Origin of the sequence: Vibrio sp. La 4.2.2 (assembly GCF_027586995.1) — a bacterium.
GTDB classification, from domain to species: Bacteria; Pseudomonadota; Gammaproteobacteria; order Enterobacterales; family Vibrionaceae; genus Vibrio; species Vibrio mediterranei.
The window spans coordinates 159957-181461 of record NZ_JAPPTJ010000007.1 but is presented as its reverse complement, the minus strand read 5'-3'; the positions used below and the strand labels follow the sequence as shown (position 1 = coordinate 181461).

Annotated in this window: 18 protein-coding genes; all 18 read right to left on the bottom strand. The window is 43.8% G+C overall.

Annotated features, from left to right (window positions below):
• Position 1: 1 nt before the first annotated feature.
• Positions 2-1333, bottom strand: a complete 1332-nt coding sequence (gene tssK, locus OH456_RS17535; protein WP_124939804.1) for a type VI secretion system baseplate subunit TssK — start codon at positions 1331-1333, stop codon at positions 2-4.
• Between the two features lie 23 nt (positions 1334-1356).
• Entirely contained in the window at positions 1357-1848 is a 492-nt protein-coding gene (tssJ, locus tag OH456_RS17530) for a type VI secretion system lipoprotein TssJ (RefSeq protein ID WP_006070768.1), read from the bottom strand.
• Positions 1848-2795: an FHA domain-containing protein gene (locus OH456_RS17525; RefSeq protein ID WP_270033966.1), complete on the bottom strand. Its 948-nt coding sequence runs from the start codon at positions 2793-2795 to the stop codon at positions 1848-1850. Before OH456_RS17525 ends, tssJ begins: the two co-directional genes overlap by 1 nt.
• A gap of 2 nt (positions 2796-2797) precedes the next feature.
• The gene (locus OH456_RS17520; protein WP_420883062.1) at positions 2798-3538 is read right to left on the bottom strand and encodes an ABC transporter substrate-binding protein; all 741 of its coding nucleotides are present in this window, start codon (positions 3536-3538) and stop codon (positions 2798-2800) included.
• Positions 3519-4562 (bottom strand): ABC transporter substrate-binding protein, encoded by a 1044-nt coding sequence (locus OH456_RS17515; protein WP_006070765.1) that lies wholly within the window; start codon positions 4560-4562, stop codon positions 3519-3521. Before OH456_RS17515 ends, OH456_RS17520 begins: the two co-directional genes overlap by 20 nt.
• Positions 4559-7150, bottom strand: coding sequence for an MFS transporter (locus OH456_RS17510; RefSeq protein WP_270033965.1), 2592 nt, complete (start codon positions 7148-7150; stop codon positions 4559-4561). The genes OH456_RS17515 and OH456_RS17510 overlap by 4 nt, the downstream gene beginning before the upstream one ends.
• Before the next feature lie 16 nt (positions 7151-7166).
• Entirely contained in the window at positions 7167-9773 is a 2607-nt protein-coding gene (tssH, locus tag OH456_RS17505; protein WP_270033964.1) for a type VI secretion system ATPase TssH, read from the bottom strand.
• A 44-nt stretch (positions 9774-9817) separates the two neighbouring features.
• Positions 9818-10774 (bottom strand): type VI secretion system baseplate subunit TssG, encoded by a 957-nt coding sequence (locus OH456_RS17500; protein WP_198557902.1) that lies wholly within the window; start codon positions 10772-10774, stop codon positions 9818-9820.
• The gene (gene tssF, locus OH456_RS17495; RefSeq protein WP_270033963.1) at positions 10765-12525 is read right to left on the bottom strand and encodes a type VI secretion system baseplate subunit TssF; all 1761 of its coding nucleotides are present in this window, start codon (positions 12523-12525) and stop codon (positions 10765-10767) included. Before tssF ends, OH456_RS17500 begins: the two co-directional genes overlap by 10 nt.
• Entirely contained in the window at positions 12518-12934 is a 417-nt protein-coding gene (tssE, locus tag OH456_RS17490) for a type VI secretion system baseplate subunit TssE (protein ID WP_171389136.1), read from the bottom strand. The genes tssF and tssE overlap by 8 nt, the downstream gene beginning before the upstream one ends.
• Complete coding sequence (locus OH456_RS17485) at positions 12931-14328, bottom strand: type VI secretion system contractile sheath domain-containing protein (protein ID WP_171389135.1); 1398 nt, start codon at positions 14326-14328, stop codon at positions 12931-12933. Before OH456_RS17485 ends, tssE begins: the two co-directional genes overlap by 4 nt.
• Before the next feature lie 56 nt (positions 14329-14384).
• A complete protein-coding gene (gene tssC, locus OH456_RS17480) occupies positions 14385-15863 on the bottom strand; it encodes a type VI secretion system contractile sheath large subunit (RefSeq protein ID WP_006070758.1) in 1479 nt (492 codons plus the stop codon).
• The gene (gene tssB, locus OH456_RS17475; protein ID WP_006070757.1) at positions 15860-16366 is read right to left on the bottom strand and encodes a type VI secretion system contractile sheath small subunit; all 507 of its coding nucleotides are present in this window, start codon (positions 16364-16366) and stop codon (positions 15860-15862) included. Before tssB ends, tssC begins: the two co-directional genes overlap by 4 nt.
• 19 nt (positions 16367-16385) lie before the next feature.
• Positions 16386-16907 carry a type VI secretion system tube protein Hcp gene (locus OH456_RS17470; protein WP_006070756.1) on the bottom strand — a complete coding sequence of 174 codons (522 nt, stop codon included), beginning with the start codon at positions 16905-16907 and terminating at the stop codon, positions 16386-16388.
• Between the two features lie 32 nt (positions 16908-16939).
• Positions 16940-18319, bottom strand: a complete 1380-nt coding sequence (locus tag OH456_RS17465) for a type VI secretion system protein TssA (RefSeq protein WP_270033962.1) — start codon at positions 18317-18319, stop codon at positions 16940-16942.
• A gap of 226 nt (positions 18320-18545) precedes the next feature.
• The gene (locus tag OH456_RS17460; protein ID WP_038230304.1) at positions 18546-18848 is read right to left on the bottom strand and encodes a PAAR domain-containing protein; all 303 of its coding nucleotides are present in this window, start codon (positions 18846-18848) and stop codon (positions 18546-18548) included.
• Positions 18845-19429 (bottom strand): DUF6931 family protein, encoded by a 585-nt coding sequence (locus OH456_RS17455; RefSeq protein WP_006070753.1) that lies wholly within the window; start codon positions 19427-19429, stop codon positions 18845-18847. The genes OH456_RS17460 and OH456_RS17455 overlap by 4 nt, the downstream gene beginning before the upstream one ends.
• The gene (locus OH456_RS17450; RefSeq protein WP_124939797.1) at positions 19429-21420 is read right to left on the bottom strand and encodes a type VI secretion system Vgr family protein; all 1992 of its coding nucleotides are present in this window, start codon (positions 21418-21420) and stop codon (positions 19429-19431) included. The genes OH456_RS17455 and OH456_RS17450 overlap by 1 nt, the downstream gene beginning before the upstream one ends.
• Positions 21421-21505: the final 85 nt, after the last annotated feature.

Genomic DNA, 21505 nt, shown 5'->3' with positions numbered 1-21505 from the left:
ATTACCTCAGCGCATATAAGTGTACTTCAAGATCAGGCACACGAGTATCGACGTGAAGTGCCAAGGCATCCCTCATAGTTAGCATCTCTTGCCACATAGGGTCTGAAGTATTGAGTTCAAAATAGGTAGTACCTTGAACCGGTTTAAGTTCGCTTGGTGCAACAGGAAGAGCTGTGAGGCTGATACCCGAGAGAGAGTTGCGAACCAATTCAACAATACGGGTATTACTGCTTAATTTCGCCGCAGCTATGAAGGTGTCACTGAGTTCACCTGCTGACAATGAAGAGGTCACACTGAGTACAAAGCGTCTTGATTGGACAGATAATGGGTCTTTAATAATGGTTCGGAGTAGTCGGCGTTTCTCAAATAGTGCAGTATCCCAAGTAAACTCTATTACTGAGTCTTGTTGAACAAGCGTCAAGAGGTTACGTAAATCGGCAAAAAGTGGACTGAAGTTACTGTACAACTTATCGACTTTTAGCGCGCTCGCTTCTGGAGCGAGTTCAGGGCTCAATGCCATTAACTCAGCTCTAAAACGATTGAGGTGCACGTACAAGTCATAAGTGCTATATCGCTCATTTTGTGATGTCAAATCAAACCAAGGCATCCAACTATTCAAAGTCTGTAGCCATAGGTAGTCAAGCATTAACGACTGGTCACTTTTTTGACTTTGACCTGCTTGAATGCGCTTAAACAAGTTCTGCGTCCGACTGACCAATAAGGCGTGAGTTTCTTTAACTTTATCCGTCAAATAACGTGAAGCTCCGTAGTGAAGGCACGCTGCGATAAATGCTCGGTCTAAAATGACCTCGCCAGCCTCAGTACATTCAAGTATACGAGCAACAGGAATCAATGAGTGACCTGAGTGATCATCGTGGTCAGAGAGAAGTTGAACGTTTAATCTTGCGACATCTACTTCAAGGCTGGTGTTTTCATGAGTCGCTGAGTCAAATACATTGATGGACTTGGTGACATAACGGCTTGTCCCACTCTCATCCTCACAATAATCGTTATTGCCCTGCAGAGCTAAAGGTAGAGCAAGATATATAGTGTTATCGACAGTACCAACAGGGATATTTATGGCGACTTCTTTGACGGTGTTAAACTGAGTGCCGTCGGGGAAAATCCCAGAGCATTGGGTGATGGCTAACTTTCCAATCTTTAACAGGTCTGTGTTAATAGAGAGCTCCGTCAAACCAAAAAATGGGGCAAAATGAGAGAGTGTGTCGACGTTTTGTCTGACATAGTTTTGGACAAATCTATCCTGCTGTTGAAAATGTTGAGGGGCAATAAACATGCCTTCTTTCCATACTACTTTCTTATGCGCGTCCACGAAAAATCCTTTTTATCGTTCTATCAGAATATCTGCCACCAACTAGACTCAGGAGCGACGATGTCAAGCTCTACATTAAGTCCAGATAGTCTAAGCGCGATGCTACTTTCACCATCAGTGGGTACAGCAGTTACTGCTTTTCCATTGCTTTCACGGTAGTTGGCATACTCCACTAATGCGGCGATGTACTGGGTATTTTTGTTGATATCTAGTGAGATAGTTTGGTTACTGTCAGGCATCACTGACGGTAAAACTTGTTTGACCACCAGACTACTTCCTAGCGCTTGGAGGTCGGAGTTATACAGAGTAATAAAACTGCTTTGCTCGAAGCTCTCTTTACTTGCGAGTTGATATAATCTGACCACGACAGGGTTGGCCGAGTCAGATTGATATTTGTTAATGGTATCGTCCGCATTAACAGTCATGCTATAGGCCGTGGTCACTGGGACAGGGTCGGAAGAACATGCTGTAATGCTGAGTACAAACAAAGCGGTCGATAGCATTGAAAACCGCATTAGTCTTCTCCTCCACGCTGCATATTTTCGATAAACAGCGCCTTAAATTGGCGGCGAAAATCGCCATTTTTCTGTCTGCGCTCAAAGGTCTTTCTATAAATGCGCCAGTAACGCTTTTCTTTGTTAACAAACAGGCTGTTGCCTACATATTCATTAAACTGAGACTCCAGTTGTTCAGGGCAGAACTCATCTAAAAATTGTTCTATGGTCTGTTCCAAGGCAGTAAAAAGTTGGTCGTGTTGAAATGATGGGTTTTGCAACAGGCTTTGGTTTTCTTTTGATAGCGCAATGAGCTGCTGTAACGAGGAGGTGATGTCATCGTTTTCTCTATTCATAGGAACGAATTCAATGGTCGAAGATGGCGCTGATTCTTCGCTAAAGTTGACGTGTTGGACGTTGTTTATTGGCTCTTCAAATCGAGAAATCTCTTCCTGTTCAAAACCGTCAAAAGGATCCGATGAAAATGGGTCATCGGCCAGTACGTTCTGGGTAGAAAAATCGTTGGTCATAGGGTCGACTTGTATTGAACTGAGTGTGCTGGTTTCAAGAAAATCAACATCATCGCTGGCGTCGATGTTGAAACTAAGGGTATCAACATCGACTTCCTTATTGACCACAGCCGCTTTCGAAGCCGTCAATGTGCTGACGAGAAGACTGTAATCTGCTACTGCAATGATATCGCCATCGCTAATAGGTAGCTGAAGTCCACCTTGTACCGATTTATCATTGAGATTAATGCCATTGCGACTTAGGTCTTGAATAAAGTAACCGTCACTGGTGAGAGTGATGGCAGCATGTTTACGCGATATTCGACTGGAGTGATCTGGCAGAACTACATCACAATCTGGGCTGCGGCCAATCACACCACCTTCCTCTGGAAGGTGGACAATTCGGGACGCGACGGCTTCCTGCTCCGGAATTGACACTAAATGAATACTAATGGCCATGGTTACCCCTTACACTTTTCCACTGCGCGATTAAAGCTTGTTAAGAACCCAGAGTATTCGTTGAGGAATCGATTTGAAAAGTAGACCCCCATCTTTTTTGTTTCCATATGCTGTGAGCGAAAGTAGTCTTTGGACAATCCAGCTACGTCTAACTCATTTTCAAAAACCAGTTGGTCTTCAAGTGCAATGTCGATTTCACGTTGTTTTAACAGCTTTAATAAAACTTTAGCATCTCTTGGCTGCTTCACTACGTTAAATCCCTGTCTTTTAAGCCAAAACCACTTGTTTGACCCAAATTTTGCAGAAAATTTGAGGTTGAGTTTATTTAATTCGGTGATCTTGGGATCGACACCAGCCCCGAAGTACCAGTTAATCTTCTGTTCGGCGATTGGGGTTGAAACTGCTGCATACTCATTTCGCTCCAGAGTTTCGGTCGCGACAAAAAAACCATGCTGATTGCCATTTTGGACTCGCATTTGGGCATCAGACCAACTGGTCATAGTAAATTGGTATGGTTGACCCATTGAACCAAGTGCGCACTTCACTGTAGTAATCGCAACACCTTTCATCTCGGCGTGTTCATAATATTGATAGGGAGGCCAGTCTTGGGTTGTTAACATCAACCTAGATGGACCTATCGTATTAGCCGTAGCACCATATGCAACTATGGTGCTAGCGAGCAACAAAGTACATCGCCTTGAAAATGATAGATAACTTGTCATGTTATGGGGTTTCAAGAACATCCTTATTCCTTACTAACTCTGAAATTTTCAACATAGAAACGGGAGGGAAATACCCAATTAGATTTGCGGTATCGGCATTAACGATATAGGAAAACTGTTGGAGCGTTTCAATGGGTATATCTCCAGCAAAAGTGTCTTCGGTGAGTATTTGCTGCGCTTTAAAGGCCGCAAATTGACCAGCATAATAATAGCGGCTAACAACACCAACAAGCGCACCGCTATTGCGTATTGGTGATTCTGTGGCTGAGAAAGTAGGTAGCCCCGCACTGTGAACAATATCAGTAATTACTTTAGCATTCGATATCAGTAGCGAGTCTGCCGGTAGGTACACTAAATCCACGTCGTCGTTCTTCATTTCGACGACCAAAGATTGAATATTGGCCTTTTCTATTCCGTTAGTCGTTTTCTGGACTGGGTAGCGTTTGACGTTAATACCGTTTTGTGTCGCGACGGCCAGTAAAGTGTTCGCGGCTATTTGCGAATTGTTTTCTAAAGGGTTAAACAAAATACCAACAGTACGGATGTCTCCCAGTTCTTTGATGACGTTAAGCTGCACTTCATAGGGGACAATATGGCTAACCCCAGTATAGTTTTGGGCTCTTTGTGAACTATCCACACTATCTACTATTTTTGAGCCAATAGGGTCGCTCACAATATTAAAGACAACCGGTATTTCACCGCTACTATTAAACTTTGTAGGGGCATTAGTGCTACCCAAAAGTGACAAGGTAATGGTGGTCCCAAAGGTATAAACAAGATCAGGTCTAAGACCTTCAAGGGAGTCGATGTGCTTTGCTAAAGTTTCTCGGTTCTTATCCGCATCTAAAATAGTGATTCGGACGCTATCATTCTTATTCATTTCATCAACAAACCCTTGCTCTGCTTGAGTCACTCCTCGCCAAAGCAGCATGACGACATGTTTGGAGTCCTGCAAGTTAGAGTTAGGACTATCTTCATTTGCCGAGACTATCGACGTCAGCAGCAAAGTTACGATTAAGACGATGGATTGAAGCGATTTAATCATGCGGAAGCTCCTTCAACGTCACTAAATATTTTGTCTTTCTTTTGCCAAAAGTAATACACCAATACAAGGCTTATAGTGCTGACAAATAGCAGTCCGCCTAGGATCATTACGGTGTTAATAAACCCATAAATGCCAAGCAATGCTCCAGTTAAAATAGGGCCTGTCACATTACCGATCCTCTCTGTAAGTCTAAAAATACCAATCGCTTTTCCCCGTTCACTGGTGGAGACTTTCATTAGACTCATCACCAAAGGGATCTGTGGTGAAATACCGATGCTGTGAGCTACACCAACAACGAGAACAACAACTAGCAATCCAAGGGTGCCATTAAAGTAATAGATGTTGAGCAAAGCAAATGAGGACAACAGTCCGCCAATCACTACGAAGACAAGTTTGTTTTTAAATCTGTCTATCCATATCGCGGTTAAGGGCGAGATTACCACAATGGCTAACCCATAGATCATCAAAATACGTCCGGACATGGCATTGCTCTCGCCAAGATGCTGCAGATAAACGGGGCATAAATAATAGAGAAAGCCGGTAAGAACTACTTTGGCTGGAATAGCGCTGCAAAAGCTTATAAGAGCAAAGTGTTTATTGCTCAATAGATCACTGAAGTCGGATAGCTTAATTGGCACTGAAGACTGGTTATTGTCGCCTTGTTCGAAGAAGCGCCAAACTAACAACACGCCAACGATGCTGATCCCCGAAGCTAAGAAGAAGGTGCCACTATATCCAATACGGTCAGCAAGCAAGCCTCCTATAGCTGCTCCGCACAAGGAGCCCGAGAAGAACGAAGACAAGAACGTCGCCATACCTTTGGTTCTATTTGAATTGTCGGTATAGTCACTGACAAAACCTTGCGCTGAAATAAACACTAATCCATAGCCTAATGCGGTAATCGTTCTGCTGAGAAGCATCGCAGATAATGTATTGCACAAACTGGTGGAAACCATGCCAACTGTGATAACCAAACCACCGATAATTAGCGCCTTACGTCGTCCTAATTTATCTGACCAGTATCCTGCAAAGGGTAGAGAAATCGCCCAGACCAACATGAATAACGAGATAGGAAAACTCGCTTGCATACTTAATGGTATCCAAGAGACATCCATCACTAAGGTCGAGACATAGTTGGGGAAGAAAGAGAGAGATGCCGCCTCGGCAAAGACAAACAAAAATAAGGGCAGGCGGACAAAACGATAGTTCTGATGTTCAATTATCGATGTTTGTGAGGTGTTTTCTGCTAGAGTTGTTCGGTTAATTTTTGCAAGCAGCGAGCTGATTTCATCGCGGCTTGTGACCTTAGCAGTCATGTCTGTAAAGCCTTTACTGAGCCGAGCAACTAACTGTTTTAATTGGTGCCACGGTGACATGATCATATAGTTACAAAGGAAAAGAATCACTTCAGTAACGACTAGCAAAGAGGCAACCAATATGGATAACATATCGAGCAAGTTCTCTTTAAGGAGAGTGGCAACGAGATTCTTGTCCGATGATATGGTTAAGGCGATGGTGTCGTGGTTATTGAGTGGAAATAAATGGGTGTTGAGTTGCAACTCATCGAATTGAGCACCAGCGTTCACTAATGTTTGTGATTCTTGGACGATAGAAATCGCGATAATGTCGTTGTGATTGACCAGATAGTTGGCTAGTTCACTATCAAGACCACGTAGATTAGCGACATCAAAGCCACTAGCGATGAGGTAATCTAGTAATTGAACGAGGGAGTAGGCAATAATGGAGGCTTTTTCGTTTAATTCTTGTTGATAGATATCCGCGAAGTAGTCCATCATTTGTAATGAAGTCATAAAGTTGGCAACAAAAGTGGTGGTGAATGCCAACACCAGAATCAACATCGTGGTGTGTCTTTGTCTGAATTTTTGCCAACGGGTTAAATGCTGTTGGTTGCCTTCCATAATTTGGCTTGCAAGCTCAAATTTACATCCTGCAATTTCTTGCGACGACAAGCATTGATCGACCTCGGAGGTTCGGCGCAACATGTGCTTTGTGATACCGTGAATGAAAATTAAATTACACAGTGTCGCAATAACGATCCAAATTACAGCGTAGAAAGCACTTTTTGAAATGAGCCCACTGCGCAACGAGCCTAAATGTTCGAGGGAGTAAGTGAGTGAGATCTCGCCGTCCAACTGACCGAATGCATTGTAAATAGGTGTGCGTAGCTGTTTAGTTTGGCTTTCTGCGATAGAGACCTCTGCGTGGTTGGCAAAGTAGAGCCGCTCAGTTTGTCTATCGGTAACTTCAAGAGCGATTAGGCCAGAAACGCTGGCTAAATGACGTTCCAATAGAGACTGTACATTGCTGATGCCATGCAAAGGAACACCGAAGGCAATAGCATTGTTGATGTCGGACAAGGTTTCTTGCATGACCACCTTATATTTGGAGTCAGTCGTCTCAGTTAAACGCTTATCAAAATTTAGGTAGTTTAAGCTGGTGGTCAGGAAAATAGACAGTGACAAGACGAAAAAAATAGCGAAAGAAAGCTTGAAGCTAAGCCCCGGTAACATACCGCGAGACTTGCTGTTTACGCTTTCATCCTGAATATCCGTTTTTTGTCGACTCATCACTATCGCCTTTTTGCTAGCTAATACTTAAAGAGAAACCATTTTTGTCATCACCGGAGACCTCCACATGATTTATGGCTTCTTGTCTGCTCAAGCGATTAATACACTCTTCAGCTAACTTGGGCATGAGCGAGCGATTAATGATCTGCTCTACCGCACGACCGCCAGTTGTTGGGTCGTTGTTTTTCTCCACAACGTAGTTAATGAACGACTCATCCCATCGGAATGATGCTTGGTATTGCTCAGCCAGTTTTTTCTTAATACGATTCAGTGATATTTCGGTTATCTTGCCTAACTCACTATCGTTAAGTGGGTAGTAAGGCACAATGGTCGTACGGCCTAAAAATGCAGGTTTAAAGTAACGTTGAAGGTCAGGTCGAATCATTTCTAACAGCGTGCTGTTATCAAGCTGGGATTCAGCTTCGTCACAAGCATCGCAAATAGCTTGGTCAGCCGCATTTGAGGTCATGATAATAATGGTATTTTTAAAATCGACACTGCGGCCTTCACTGTCCTTGATATGTCCTTTATCGAAGATTTGATAAAAGAGATCGTGGACACCAGGATGTGCTTTCTCCATCTCATCAAGTAACAGAACAGAGTAGGGGTTGCGTCTAATCGCTTCGGTTAATACACCGCCTTCACCAAAGCCCACGTAGCCCGCCGGACTACCGAGCAACATTGATATTTTATGTTCTTCTTTAAACTCCGTCATGTTAATGATGGTCATGTCGTTGCTACCACCATAGAGCTGTTCTGCAAGTGCCATAGCGGTTTCAGTCTTACCAACACCACTTGGGCCGCACATCAAGAATACGCCGATAGGTTTACGGTTATCCGTCAAGCCAGCTCTGGAAATACGAATTGCTTTAGCGAGCTCTTGTTTTGCCACATTCTGCCCAATCACTCGTTTATCGAGCTCGGTTTCCAGAGTAAGCAGCTTATTAATTTCATCACTCAACATGCTTCCGACGGGAATTCCGGTCCAGTTTGCAATCACTTCAGCGATCGTTCCTTCATCAACTAATGCGTGAACCAGAGGAGTCTCTCCTTGTAACTCTGCCAATTCATCTCTCAGCTTGTTCAGTTCTTCAGTCATTTGCTCAGGGTTTTCGGTTTCTTCGCTCGCATTGCTGATATCAGATTGTATTGCTTTAATTTTATCAACTAGCTCAACTTCTTGATTCCACTGGCTATTCAAGGCATCGAGTTTGTTTTGTTTTTGCTCTTTTTGCTGTGTGACTTCTGCAATATCGGCTTCATTGCCACCGAACAGCGCTTGCTCTTTAGCCAATGCCATCAATTCGTTTTCTTGATAACGAATCATTTGCTCTAAAGACTCGATAATTTCTGGCTTTGCGCCTTGGGTTAAGGCAATTCGAGCACTTGCAGTGTCGAGCAAGCTAATGGCTTTGTCTGGAAGCTGTCTTGATGGTAAATAGCGTATTGATAGATTAACGGCGGCTGCAATGGCTGATTCGGTAATGAAGGCACCATGATGTCCTTGAAGTGAGTCGGCAACCCCTCTTAGCATCTGCATTGCGTCTTCTGCGTTTGGTTCTTCAATGGTGACAACTTGGAATCTTCGGGTTAGAGCAGGATCTTTCTCAAAGTACTTTTTGTATTCCGCCCACGTTGTTGCTGCGATGGTTTTGAATTCTCCACGAGCCAGGGCCGGTTTCAGCAGATTAGCAGCGTCATTTTGTCCGGCTGCACCGCCAGCACCAATTAACGTGTGTGCTTCATCGATAAAGACGATAATGGGCTCCTCGGAGCTTTTAACTTCGTTAATGACATCTTTTAGTCGGTTTTCAAATTCACCCTTAACGCTTGCTCCTGCTTGGAGGAGCCCAAGGTCGAGAGAGTGAATTTGAACACCTTGAATCGCCGCTGGCACCTCGCCAGTTGCAATTCGAAGCGCTAATCCTTCAACCACTGCGGTTTTACCGACGCCAGGTTCTCCTACGAAAATAGGGTTGTTTTGTCTCTTACGGCACAAAATATCAATAGCTTTGCGCACTTCACTGTTGCGTCCAGAAATGGGGTCGATCTTGCCATCTTGAGCTTGTTGGGTCAGGTTGATAGTGTACTTTGAGAGCGCATCGCCACCGCTAGACGACTCACCACCTGTGCTGGTGCCAGGGGAGGTGGTAGAAGTCGACGCACCACTTTTTCGAATAAGACCTTGTAAAGATTCAGTGGAAACATCTTTCAAACTCTCAAGTTTCAAAGCGGAAACACCCATTACGTTTTGTTGAAGCATGGACTGAATAAGGTGCAGACTGATTATTTCACCATGTCCGTAGTTTACCGAGGCAATCATCCACGCATCTTTAATCAATTCAGTGAGCTCATGGCTTAGTGTTGGTTGTCCTTCACTTCCTTTGGGAAGACGCGTGATTTTATCCGTGAGTTCACTAACCAAAGCATCTTGAGCAATGTTTTGAGAACGACAGAGATTTTCTAGACCTTTGTCTTTCTGTGAGATGAGCTGCAAAATCCAATGCTCTACTTCGATAGCAGGCACCCCTTGGTTCATTGCTGCTCCAGCCGATACTTCTAGAGCCTGCTTTAACTCGGGTGAGAGTTTGCTAACTAAATTAGTGAGTGTTACTTGTGCCATGTATAAATTCCCTTTTTTGATGTCCCTAGAGTCCTAAAGCTAGATCAGCGTAGCCTTATTCGTACCTTGGATTGTGGAAAACGCTCAGGAGCTAAGCAGTCGACTTCTCCCAGTTTCGCAGAGCTTAAAGCGTTGGAGCTAAGAACTGGTGCATTTAGATGCTGCCTAAGAATGAGAAGATAGATCGTTACTGGAGTATCATCTTTGAGATAATGTTGAACCGTTGACTTCACATCGTTTGCTAATCTTGAATCCCGTTTGAGCTGTTCGACTTCGCGTCTATTCTGAGGCTCGATATAAACTTTAATGCTGGCACTAGGTACATCACAGCGACTTCCTATTAATAAACCGTGTCCTAATTTATTGTTTTTCCTAGACCTAACAGATTTACCAATATTGCTAGTTGCGGCTTCAGGTAGCTTTCGAGTCTCATATGGGGTGACTTGTACCGATATCTTTAGTTCGTAGTAGTCGTTTAATAGTTGCTCTAACGTACGAATGTTTCTGCTATTTTGACCGAGCAGCATGGTATATTGAATCAAATGACGATTGCTATTTTCCAATCCTGACAAATGATAAAGCGTGTTACTTAACTTATTGTTTTGCTCATTTTGAAGCAGTAACCAAGCGCGTGTCTCTTGTTTGTAAGTAAGCTCAAATTGACGTTGGTTGAAGACATCAAGAAAGGCTTTTAATCCTTCGTCTTCCTGATGTAGTGCTTCAAGCAATTCTTCATAGATGTAATCAGGGATGACACCATATACACCGGACAAAGCCGTCTTTGCGATAGATAAACGTATTTGTCTATTGGTGACTTCTATCTGACTAATGTCATTTAAATCTCCACTGGGAATGACTTCTGATTCTAGTTTCAATTGAGTCCGGTTCTGAGGATTGTCAGAACAATACGATTGAAGAACACGAATAGCTTGAGCAAACTCAAAATCATCGGGCTGATTGCAGAGACCGTTCATAGGTGAACTAGATAGGTTTAAAGACATAACTGATTCCCGTGAACTTTCGCGAAACAGAGGCCGCTTTGCGGCTTACCATATAGATTGACACTAAGTTGTATATAGCGGTCAAAACTGCAGAATTGTTTGAAAAACTCGTTCATGACTATTGAGAACGAGTGATAGGGCATCTCAGAGTTGAGCTCTACCGTGATTTCTGTACCCGGGACAAATACATTTTTATTGTGAACTCGCAGCGTAGAGACTTGCGTTTGGAATTTCACATTGTTGATGGTGTTAATTTCATCGAGGTTTTTGGCATCATGCGCGAATAGCTTAAAAATTCCTTTTAGCATGGATGCGGGATCATCGCTTTGCAGCAAGGAGTTAAAGTTACATGTTAAAAGTCCAATCAGCTGGCTTAATGACTTTTCACTATTTTGTACATCTTGCGGCGCGGATGGCGGGTACATCAGGGTCATGACTCCGGGGAGATCAATGCTCTCTCGGCATTCAAGCTCACCAGACGCACTACAGGCCAGTTTGTCATTGCAGCACAATAAACGTGCAATTAGCGTGGCATTTTCCGATTGATAAAGAGACTCTGAAACGACGACTTCAAACTGTCGCTCTAAGTTCATTTTCGCTTCCCAATAGGCAGTACTTGTACCGTGTGTCTTTTTGCTGTGTTTGTATTTGTCCCCTAGAACAGGCACCAGTTCGACATCTCCGTATGCAGTGATTTGTTTGACTGATTGGATCTTGATGATGTCGATGACAGAGTCATTGCCACTGTTAGGTTGAATAGGATAAGCGAGGCGACGCCCATCGACAGTAATCGGTTCGCTTATGTGCTCGAAAGTATTAATTACGGGCACAACATTTAGACGAATGACGTCGGTATCAAATAAGCGCAAAAACTCAGAAGGAATGTCATTCAGGAAGATATTCAAAGTACATTGATGGTCATTAACTTTGCTAATAGCGCTAGCGAAATTTCTTATAATGAAAAACTGTCGTTTTTCTTTGAATAAGAAAAACTCTCTTATGATTTGAAAGCCATCAAACTGATTACCTTTTGCGGGTAAAAACTTAAAATCAGGATCGCCGACACGGCTCTGTAGTTGCACGCCACTCAACTCTGCAATTGTGTTGTTTTCATGATCTGACAGAGAGATAGCGAGACAGTTCGAGAGCAGAAGTTCTACTAATAAGTCTGCGTTGTTAGCAAAACCTTTTACAAAGAAGTTTAAGTCAGAACAAGCTAGCGAGGAAAAGTAGACACCTTCATCTCCCGTTGATAATTGAATCTGAAGCGCAGCATTGGCCAGTTCCGCCTCTTCTGGCTTATGGACTGAGAACGGTGCAGTGGTTGCTGAAATATCTGTTATGCTGAATGGGTTGATCGCTAAGTTATCAACCGTTTGAAACAAGCACTCTTGCTCCCCAATCATATTTGAAAATTGACTACCCAATGGAATATTCGCGTTCTCTGTAATACCATCCGGTGCATTCAATTCTGCGTAACCAATACTTGGAACTCGTTGATTGATGGAAGGGTATATCACGTCTATCAAGCTATCGATAACTTGCGAATCTTGGGTCTCCAATGCCATTTCTGTTTTAGCGTTGAGCAAGGCAACACCGTCCAGCAAACGCGCGAGGCTGGGATCTTCGATTTGCCCCTGATGCATATCGAGTAATGAGGCAATATGAGAGTGCTCCTCGGCATAGAACCCTAAGGAACGCTTTACTAAAGCTAACTCTCTTTCATAATATCGAAGCAAAGGATCAGTCATATTCTTCCTCTGATATCTTGGCACTGAAGTCACCAAGCGCTATTTTCGAGTCAAAGACGAGGGTTTGTTCTCCGTCCTGAGATAGATGCTTGGCTACAATGGTAAATTGAATACAGTTTTGACCTTCCCGGCGTTCTAACATCTCCACAGAAACATCGGATAATCGCGGTTCATATGTGGTAAGCCATGTTTCTATTTTTCTTGCCAACTGTGTTTGGTCGAGGTTGGCGGTCAACAGCTGAACATCAGTAATACCGAAGGTAAAACTAGAACATCTGACCTCAGAAAGACTGTTTTCGACAGCAATTAACGGTGCTTCAGACTCTAGTAATCGAGTCAGATGGTAGCGAATATCGTCAATCTCATCGTCTTGGCGAGATGATTGAATAAAAGCATTGTAGAAACTCACTGCCTGACCTCCCCAAGCTCCGTAGTTAACACCACTTCACCGTTAAAATGGTCGAACTGATATTGGGGAACCATTCGTAACGTGCAAGAGAAATGGCCGGGAAGGGACTCTATCTCGTTAACGGCAATGTGTGCTTTGCTGAGAGGATATTTTGCCAAGGTCTCTTCGTTGGCGTAGTTCACATTACTGGAGAATTTCTCAATCCAGTTTCGTAGAAACTGTTCACATTCTCGCGCATCACTGAAGTTACCAATCATTTCACGCACTTGAACTTTGAGAAAATGGGCGACACGGCAGCACATCAGTGTCGTTTGTAGTTGAGCCAAAACTTTGTCGTTATCGCTATCTGATGGTGCCCACACTGAATTGTTACCAGAGAAGTAGAGCTTGCCTGTTAGTGCGTTTCTTGCGAGAGAGATGAAACCTTGATTGGAATAAAAGCTAGCGATTCTACCAAATAAATAACTGTCACATTCGCTGTAAGTAAGCTCAGATGTTTTGTGTTTCCATGCCAGAAGAGCCCCTTGTTCTTTATCACTCCAACGAGCTTTTAGGAAGCCAAACCAACCGATACGATGGTGTTCCTTCATGACCGTAGATAGGAAAGCAATATTGGCATATCCCCAAAGCGTGTCGCCTTTTTCTTGATAAAGGAATCCACAGCGATGATCTTTGTACGGTTGACGCAATTTGATACGTGGCATCGCTAAGCCAAGAAAACGAGCACTAGGTTGCTTGCGCAGAGCTTGCCAAGCTGTGTAATCTGGGCCGTTTAAGACCTTTTCTATTCTTTGTGTATTGGAAAGCCAATCGGCGCCCGAGTCGGCAAAAAAAAGTGAATCAGGAGAAGCTAGCATGGTACATAAAGTTTGTTCACCCAGTTGACCAATTAGACCCAGTGTGTAGATGTCGTCAAATTCGCTATTGACGTCTAGGTCCATGGAAATAGGGTGTGTGAAGGCGATACAACCAAAGGGTTGTCCACCTAGCGTATTAAGTTCTTTATTGCCAATGGTATTGAACAAAAAAGTTTGTTTGATGGAATATGATTGATTGAGGTCGTTTGATACCTCTTCCCAGCTCATATCAAGAATTTTGAGTTTGGTTCTTTGCCTGCTGACTGGTTGTGTTGCAAGGTAAAGCGCTTGACGCCAACTAGCCTCTAGAGCTTGAAAGTCGTCATTGTGCAGAATGAGATCCATTTGTTTGGAAAGGCGCTCATCTAAGACAAGAATGAGTTGAGTAATTTGCGCAATAATACGCTCTGCTGAATAAGTAGAGTATTGGTGTTCTTTTTTTGCTAGTTCGACCATCATTGCGAGTGCGTCAAACAAGTATGAATCTTGTTTGGGGTCGAGCGCGTTAAATTGTTTTTGCCAGTCTGTACTAAACATCTACATCAACTACCGCAGCATTTAGCCGCAACCACAAAGGTTGCGGCTTATCACAATTAACCAGGAATCTTCGCAACCATGCGAACAGAGGTGGTAAGTTCTTCGAGTTGAAGCCATGGTCTTAGGTGTGCAATCGCAGAGTAAGCCCCAGGTTTACCCGGCTGTTCAACCACTTCAATACGAGACTCTGCCAGTGGCGTACGAGCTCGAGAATCGTTACCAATCGCACCTGCGTTGGTGTATTGGTCGATCCAAAGTTGAAGTTCACGTTGAATATCGGGTGCTTCAATGTTTGAACCCAAACGATCACGTCCCATTACTTTCAAATAATGGGCAATTCGACCACTTGCCATGATGTATGGCAGTCGTGCGGAGATAGCAGCGTTAGCCGTAGCATCCGGATCGGTATAGGTTTTCGGTTTTTGGGTAGTTTGCCCGCCGATAAAAACGCCATAGTTGGTGTTCTTGTAATGAACTAGAGGAAGGAAACCAAGGTCGCTGAGTTCTTTCTCTCGTTCGTCGGTGAGATTCACTTCTGTTGGACATTGCTGGACTAGATCGCCAGCCTCAGTCTTGTACGTTAGGTTAGGCAGGTTTTCTACTTTACCGCCGTTATCAAGACCTCGAATAGCAGTACACCAGCCATATGCAGTAAATGCTTGAGTCATCTTAAGACCTAGATCATACGCCGCATTAGACCAGACAAGTTCATCGTTATTCTTCGGATTCGGATTACCATCCATATCAACATCCAGCTCTTCATAAGCGAAGACGTCTGTGCTTAGCCCTTTTTGTCCATATGGTAAGCGTGCCATAGTACGAGGAAGCGTCAGAGTGACATAACGCGCGTCATCACTTTCCCTAAACGAGTTCCAAGCAGCGTATGCAGGAGAGTCAAAGCCTGCTGCGACAGGTTTGCCTTCTTCAAATGTAGAGAAGTCATTGAACTCAAACATTTGCGCATTGGCTGCGGCAATGAATGGAGCGTGGCACGCTGCAGCTACTTCGCCCATGTAACGAAGAAGTGCTACATCTTCATCTTTTGCGCTGAACTCGTAGTCACCGATGAATGTGCCGTAGGGCTCACCACCTGCTGTACCGTATTCATCTTGATACAGGGCGTTGAAGAGAGGACTGCGGTCTATAGCTGGTGCATCTTCAAATTGTTCGAGCAATTCATCTTGTGAGAAATCAACCATTTTGATTTTCAATGAACGCCCAGTGTCGCTCTCTTTGACGAGTTTTTGTAGACCACGCCAAGAACCTTCAAGCTTTTGAAAGTCGTCTTGTTGCATCACCGCAGAAAGCTGCTTTGACAGCTTCTTGTCGATTTCGCCGATGGCGCTTTCAATAGTTTTAGTTAAGTTTTTATCCCACGTTACGGTGCCTGAAAGTGCCTGTTCAGCAAGTACTGAAAACAGCTCTTTAGTTGTATCCGCAGGAGTTTGTGTTGTGGCTTCAATCGCTCTGTCAAGGAAACTCAGTGAGCCTTCCTCAGCGGACGGTTGGCCTTGTACGTCTGATTCAGTGCTCATTCTTCTGCTCCTTTCTGTTCAATACCAAGTTCTTGAGATAAGGCGTTGATGGTGTCTGCACTTTGCAACACTTCTTTCAATAACTTCTCTAGATCACGAGAGCGATCAGCCTTAGAAAGTAGTACCTTCAACTGATTGCGAGTCTCTACGAGCTTTTTTAAGGGCTCGACTTGGTCAATGATGGCTTCAGGCTCGAAGTCCTTCATAGAATTAAACTTAAGGCTTGCTTCAAATTGACTATCATCTTCGGCAAGAACATTGTCTACTTTCATGGATAACTCAGGACCAACGCGTTTCATAACATGATCGAAGTTATCTTTGTCTAAGTTATAGAATGTGCGATCTTCAACATCTTCTTTGTCTTGTTTATGACCAGAATAATCACCGATTACACCCACAACAAAAGGCAGCTCTTTTGTTTCAACTGCTCCATTGGTTTCTACATCATATGTGATGCTAACGCGGTTCTTACTTACGCGTTTGTGCTGAGAATTTAGTGCCACAACATCTCTCCTTGATTAATTAGCTAGCGGTTGAAGTGACTTTCGCTTCAGTTGCATCAAAGCCGACTTCTGGGCCTTTCTCGATTTTTCCGCCTTCTCCCTCGATATAGTAAGCTTTTGAAATCTCGGTGTAGGTAAGCGCAAAGCTCTCACTTGGTAATGAACCGTTTGTTCCTGTCATTGTGTAGTTAGACATACGTGCGTTTTTCAGCGTTAAGATAAGGTATGGATCAGCACCAGAACCTTCGCGATTTGGTTTAGTCATCACCACTTCAATGGTTTTACCTTCAGCACCTGGTGCATATAAGAAAGTTGTAAGGTAAGGTGAGGCACCATCACAGCCACGGCCAATAGTGATTTCCCCAAGAGCTACCATACCTTGGTCAGCATTGTTGGCATTACCAACATCAATACCTACGCCACGAACGGCGCTCCAAGAAACATTATCAATGGCAAAGAACCCATCTTTACCACCAATTTTCTCAACGGTTGCTGCACCTTTAGGTTTGGTTCCGTCAATTCTCATAAAAATAGAAGCCATCAGTTTTCTCCTTCGCGTATCGCGTTAAACCGTTACCATTCAAAATCAGAAACGTCTGAATTTGCGGTAGCTTGAGTTACTTCATTGTTGTTGGATTGGTTTGAGGCCGAGGATTCGGCATCATTCGAGTTGCTAGTAGGAGACTCTGTGTACTGCTTAGAGTGACCACCAGACTGAGTTGATAGTGAACTGTTTTCCATGTTTATAGGGGCGTCATTCATTCCAATCAGTGAATCGATTTGATTAAGTGCATTGGAATTATTTCCTACCAGAATTTTCATCAGTTCTGGTAAGGGTAGTTGTCCCCAAACAATTGCCCGTTCAAGTAGGTAACTAGTTGGGTTATGTGGTTCAGTTTGCTTAAAGAAGTCCGCCAGAGTTCTCAATTGATTATAAGCGGCGTCTCTTGTGAGAGGCTGTGTAGAGATAGTTGAAACTGTCGCTGAAATAGGGGGTGTAGATTCTGGTGCTTTATTAGGCGTCGCATCGGGAATACTAACGGTATCTGGATTAGAACTGACCGAGTCTATATTATCGTGAGCTTCTGACTGCTCAGAGCTATCTGGTTGAGATTGAGCCTCGCCAGAAGCTGCTTCAGTGTTCATATCGTCTAAAGGCCACTGACTATATTGGTTACCGATTAATGTTCGCAGTGCCGTTAAATGGCTTTCGAAGATTTCACGGACGAATTTAAAGCTGAGCGCTTGGACGCCATGGCTTTGACAACGTTCTGCAAGTACAGTTTCTACCTGATTTACCTGCTCTACCAATTGCCCTAAGCCGAGAATCAAGTCGGTACATTCAAGGCTAAAAGCGTCGTTAGCTTCGTTTTGCAGATCACTCAATGTGCCGCTGCGTTCTGCTTGGAAATAGCGAGAATAAGTGATGTTGCCAACAAGAGGAATGAACTGTGTTGGCATAAAGAGCGCGGAGGCCTCGGGTGCGTCACCGATGAACTGCGATAACGGTTTGATGCGAAACTCCACCAGTTCTTTTTGTTTTCCAGACTCATCCGTCGCCTTGACCTTGTTGTCAGGCAGTGTTGGATGCAAGGTATCCCAGAAGTTGTCAATGTAGTTTTGAAGAAGCTTAAAACCTTCAATCAGCTTCGGTATAGGTTCTCGGTCAAATGACAAGCTAGTTATGTACCAGCTCCAAAGTTCCGTATCTTTTGTTTTCGAACCGAGTGCTTCGTTGAGCTGTTCTCTAAACTGCTGCCAGTTTTGATCATTGAGTTCAGACTTTTCTTCGTCAGCAAATGCATCTGGGGCTTCTAACATTTGTCTAAAGGATGAAAGGGCGGTGTTATATCCATTTCTGATCGCTCTATATTCGCCGCGATCAAGCTTTAAGTATTGTCCACTGGGAGCGTCTTCCGATAGAGCGCCTGATAGGTCATCGAAACTGTACATACCATTCCTTGGTTTATTTCATTTATGCATATCAAAGCAATTAACAAAACTATTTACTTTTTAAAGTGTCAATAGCTTAACAACATGATTACATTGCTTTAATATTAGAGGCGTTTTTCAGAAAGTCTCGGAAATTTGTGAAATTTCGTCATTTTTTTACTTTTCGGTAGGAATATTGGAACGACGTCACACGCGAACGCTAATTAACTATAATAAAATTAGGGGTTTATCCCCCTATTAGGACTGTGGGCATTCCCGCAACAATGGTACCTCCGTGTGCTGTTGTGTCACCTAATCTCGCTGCTGGCCGATTGCAAATAAGCACTGTCGCACTGCCCTTAATTATGCTGTCCGGTGGCCCTACGCATGTGCACATGTCTCCCATGACTGACGCAGGCATGTTCCCGATTAAAACGGTTGGTACTCCTGGCCCAATAATAGGCCCTCCTACGTGCGGAATAGGGGGCACTGCAGGTGTTTGCATTGGGCAGACATGCATGTCTGTTGAACGAGCTGCTGGCAAAGTCATAACTTTCCTAAGCCTCCATGAGCTATATTGAGAGCGACTGCGATGGATTGTTGATAATAGTCGGCATGCTTGTCCCATTCAGGTATCGCAGCGGCGGTGTTAATGGCCCCAGCGCAGGCTTTAGCGTATAGCTTGGGGTCGGGGAGTACACTGGGGAGTTCAGGTGACACAATACTACCAGCACCGTTCCAAAATACAGCTTGTGCTAACCATGATGGTGCGCACTTTAACTCTAATCGAGTTGCATAGAGTTCGCAGCGCCGCCTTCCCTCTTCACTTGGTTCAAATACCCATTGTTTGCAGCTTGCAAGGCAAGTCTGTTGTGTTTTGTTCCAGTCCGGCATCCGAATCTCAAGGCATAAGTAAGCCCAAAGGATGGCTTCCCTTACCGGTAAAGCGTGTGCAAGAAATTGAACCAGATCGAAATAGAGCTCTTTCTCTTGCAATGTCGCTATAAAATCTTCAATGCTCTGTGACTGAGCTAGTATCTCAGTGAGATCCTCTGAAGCACTAAACAATGGCGTGATTTGCTCAGGGTTTACGTAGGGTATCTTTCGATACTGAAGTTGTTGAGTCATCATTAATTTACCTTCACTATAGCGCCTTTGACTTCAGACATGACAGCACCGTTAATGGATGCTTTCAGGTTTGACTTGAGATCGGCTGAGAGCTTTCCTTGAGCGGTTAAAGTCGTCTGGGCGTCTAATGTCAAGCTCGCCCCTTTTATAGTTCCACTTCCTGAGGCGTCTACAGTTACAGACGCAGCGGATAATTTGGCAGACGTTGAGCCTTTGGCATCCAACGTCATGCCCTGAAGTTTTAGTGCGTTAGAGGCTTTAATTTCGATTGCACTAGATTCAATCTTGATAGAGGAAGAGCTGATGGTGATTTTGCTTGAGCCTACTTTTAGCTCTAGAGAGTCTTCGCCCTCAATGCTGACGGTCTTGGCTTTGCCGCTAAACGCTTTAGCAACGCTCATCGTCATCGCATCCTCAGCGGTATAGGTAATAGCTTTGGTCGCTTTATAGGCGACTTCACCTTTGATGGTCGTGGTGACGTTGTTTTCTACTTCTAAGGTAAAGTCCTTAGCGGCATGTTGATAAAACAGTTCGTTATCTTTTTTATCATCGAAGTACCACTCATTACTCTGACCTTTAAGCATGGTTTTAATACCAGTTTGAGTAGAGTTTGCTGTCTTATATGGAGGAGCATTCTGACTATTGTATACCGAGCCAGTAATAATTGGCTTATCCGCGTCGCCATTAATGAAAGTGACAAGCACTTCTTGGCCAACTCGTGGGATAAACTGTGTCCCGTAACCTTTCCCCGCCATTAGTTGAGCAACGCGAACATAGCAACTGGTATCATCGCCGCTCGTTTCGTTGTCCCACAAAAATTGGATTTTTACTCTCCCCTGGTCATCCTGACTAATATCACCACTTGTTTTTCCTGCAACTACGGCGTTGTGAACGCCTTGAATTGAAGGTTTGTCAATGACGGTTGGCAAATAGGGAGTGGAATTGGGCACTACAGTGATTTGAGTTTGGCAATTCGATTGACCGCTTGACTGGCCATCATATTGAACGGTTTGCGAGACTACTAAGTATTCACCCAACTGTGTATTGTCTGTGTGACTGGCTAGTGAAAAGTATTGCCCCACATAAAATGCGTCTACATCACTGGATGCCTGTATTGTACTGTACTGGCTTTCTATCGCTTCCACACGACGTTTGACCAGAGTGGACAGATCGGTCATGTCTCCAGAAACGCTATCGTTAGAAAAATGTGTTGCGGCTAGTTTAGTGTTATTGGCGATTTTATTGCTCGATTTACTTGCTTTACTGGAGAGCAACTTAGATTGACTGTAGTCGTAATCAGTGAGCTCCAAACTCGTTCCGTGAAACTGAAGGTCAGAATGCCAAGATTGAATGAGTGGGTTGCTACCAGAGGGTAGGTTAGCCATATCGAACTTATTGATATCCGCTTTGCTGTATGGTTTCTCCGCGTCTTGTAAGATCAGTTTATGGCTGCTTGATGTGTGTTCAAAGTGAAATTGAATTCCTTCTTGAGCAAGCAACCGACAGACAAAGTCATAATCCGTTTCATTGAACTGTATGCAGTACTCACGTTTGGTACTTGGTAGAGATTTGGCTGTAAATAGGCTTGAGAAACCGGCATCACTAAACACAGAAGAAACGATATCTTTGGTTGATTGGTTTTGGAAAACACGGCTTTTCTTAGAAAAGTTAAGTAACCATAGCCAAGGCCGTAAAGTGATGTTGTAAAACGCATATTGCTGAGTTTCATCGAAACCCGTGCAAACGATCTTTGCGATGTAGCCATGAAAGCTACGCACTAGGCTTTGTGAGCCTGACTCAAAAGTATAGCGATTAAGCGTCATTGTCTGACCGAGTTGATCAGAGGCAGAGAGCCCTTTTGCGACCAGTTGTAGATTGATCTCAAAAGGTTCAAAGAACCGCTCTTGAATTGTCGCATGAGTTACTAGGTACTCATTGTTCTTATAATCTTTGGCAGTGAACTCACTGGTTGATGCCAAGTATAGATCGGCCATTCTGTCTTCCTTGAACTAAGCCTTTGATAATATTCTAAGATTAGCACTAGATAATAAACAGTATAGGCAGTTAAGGAAGAATGTG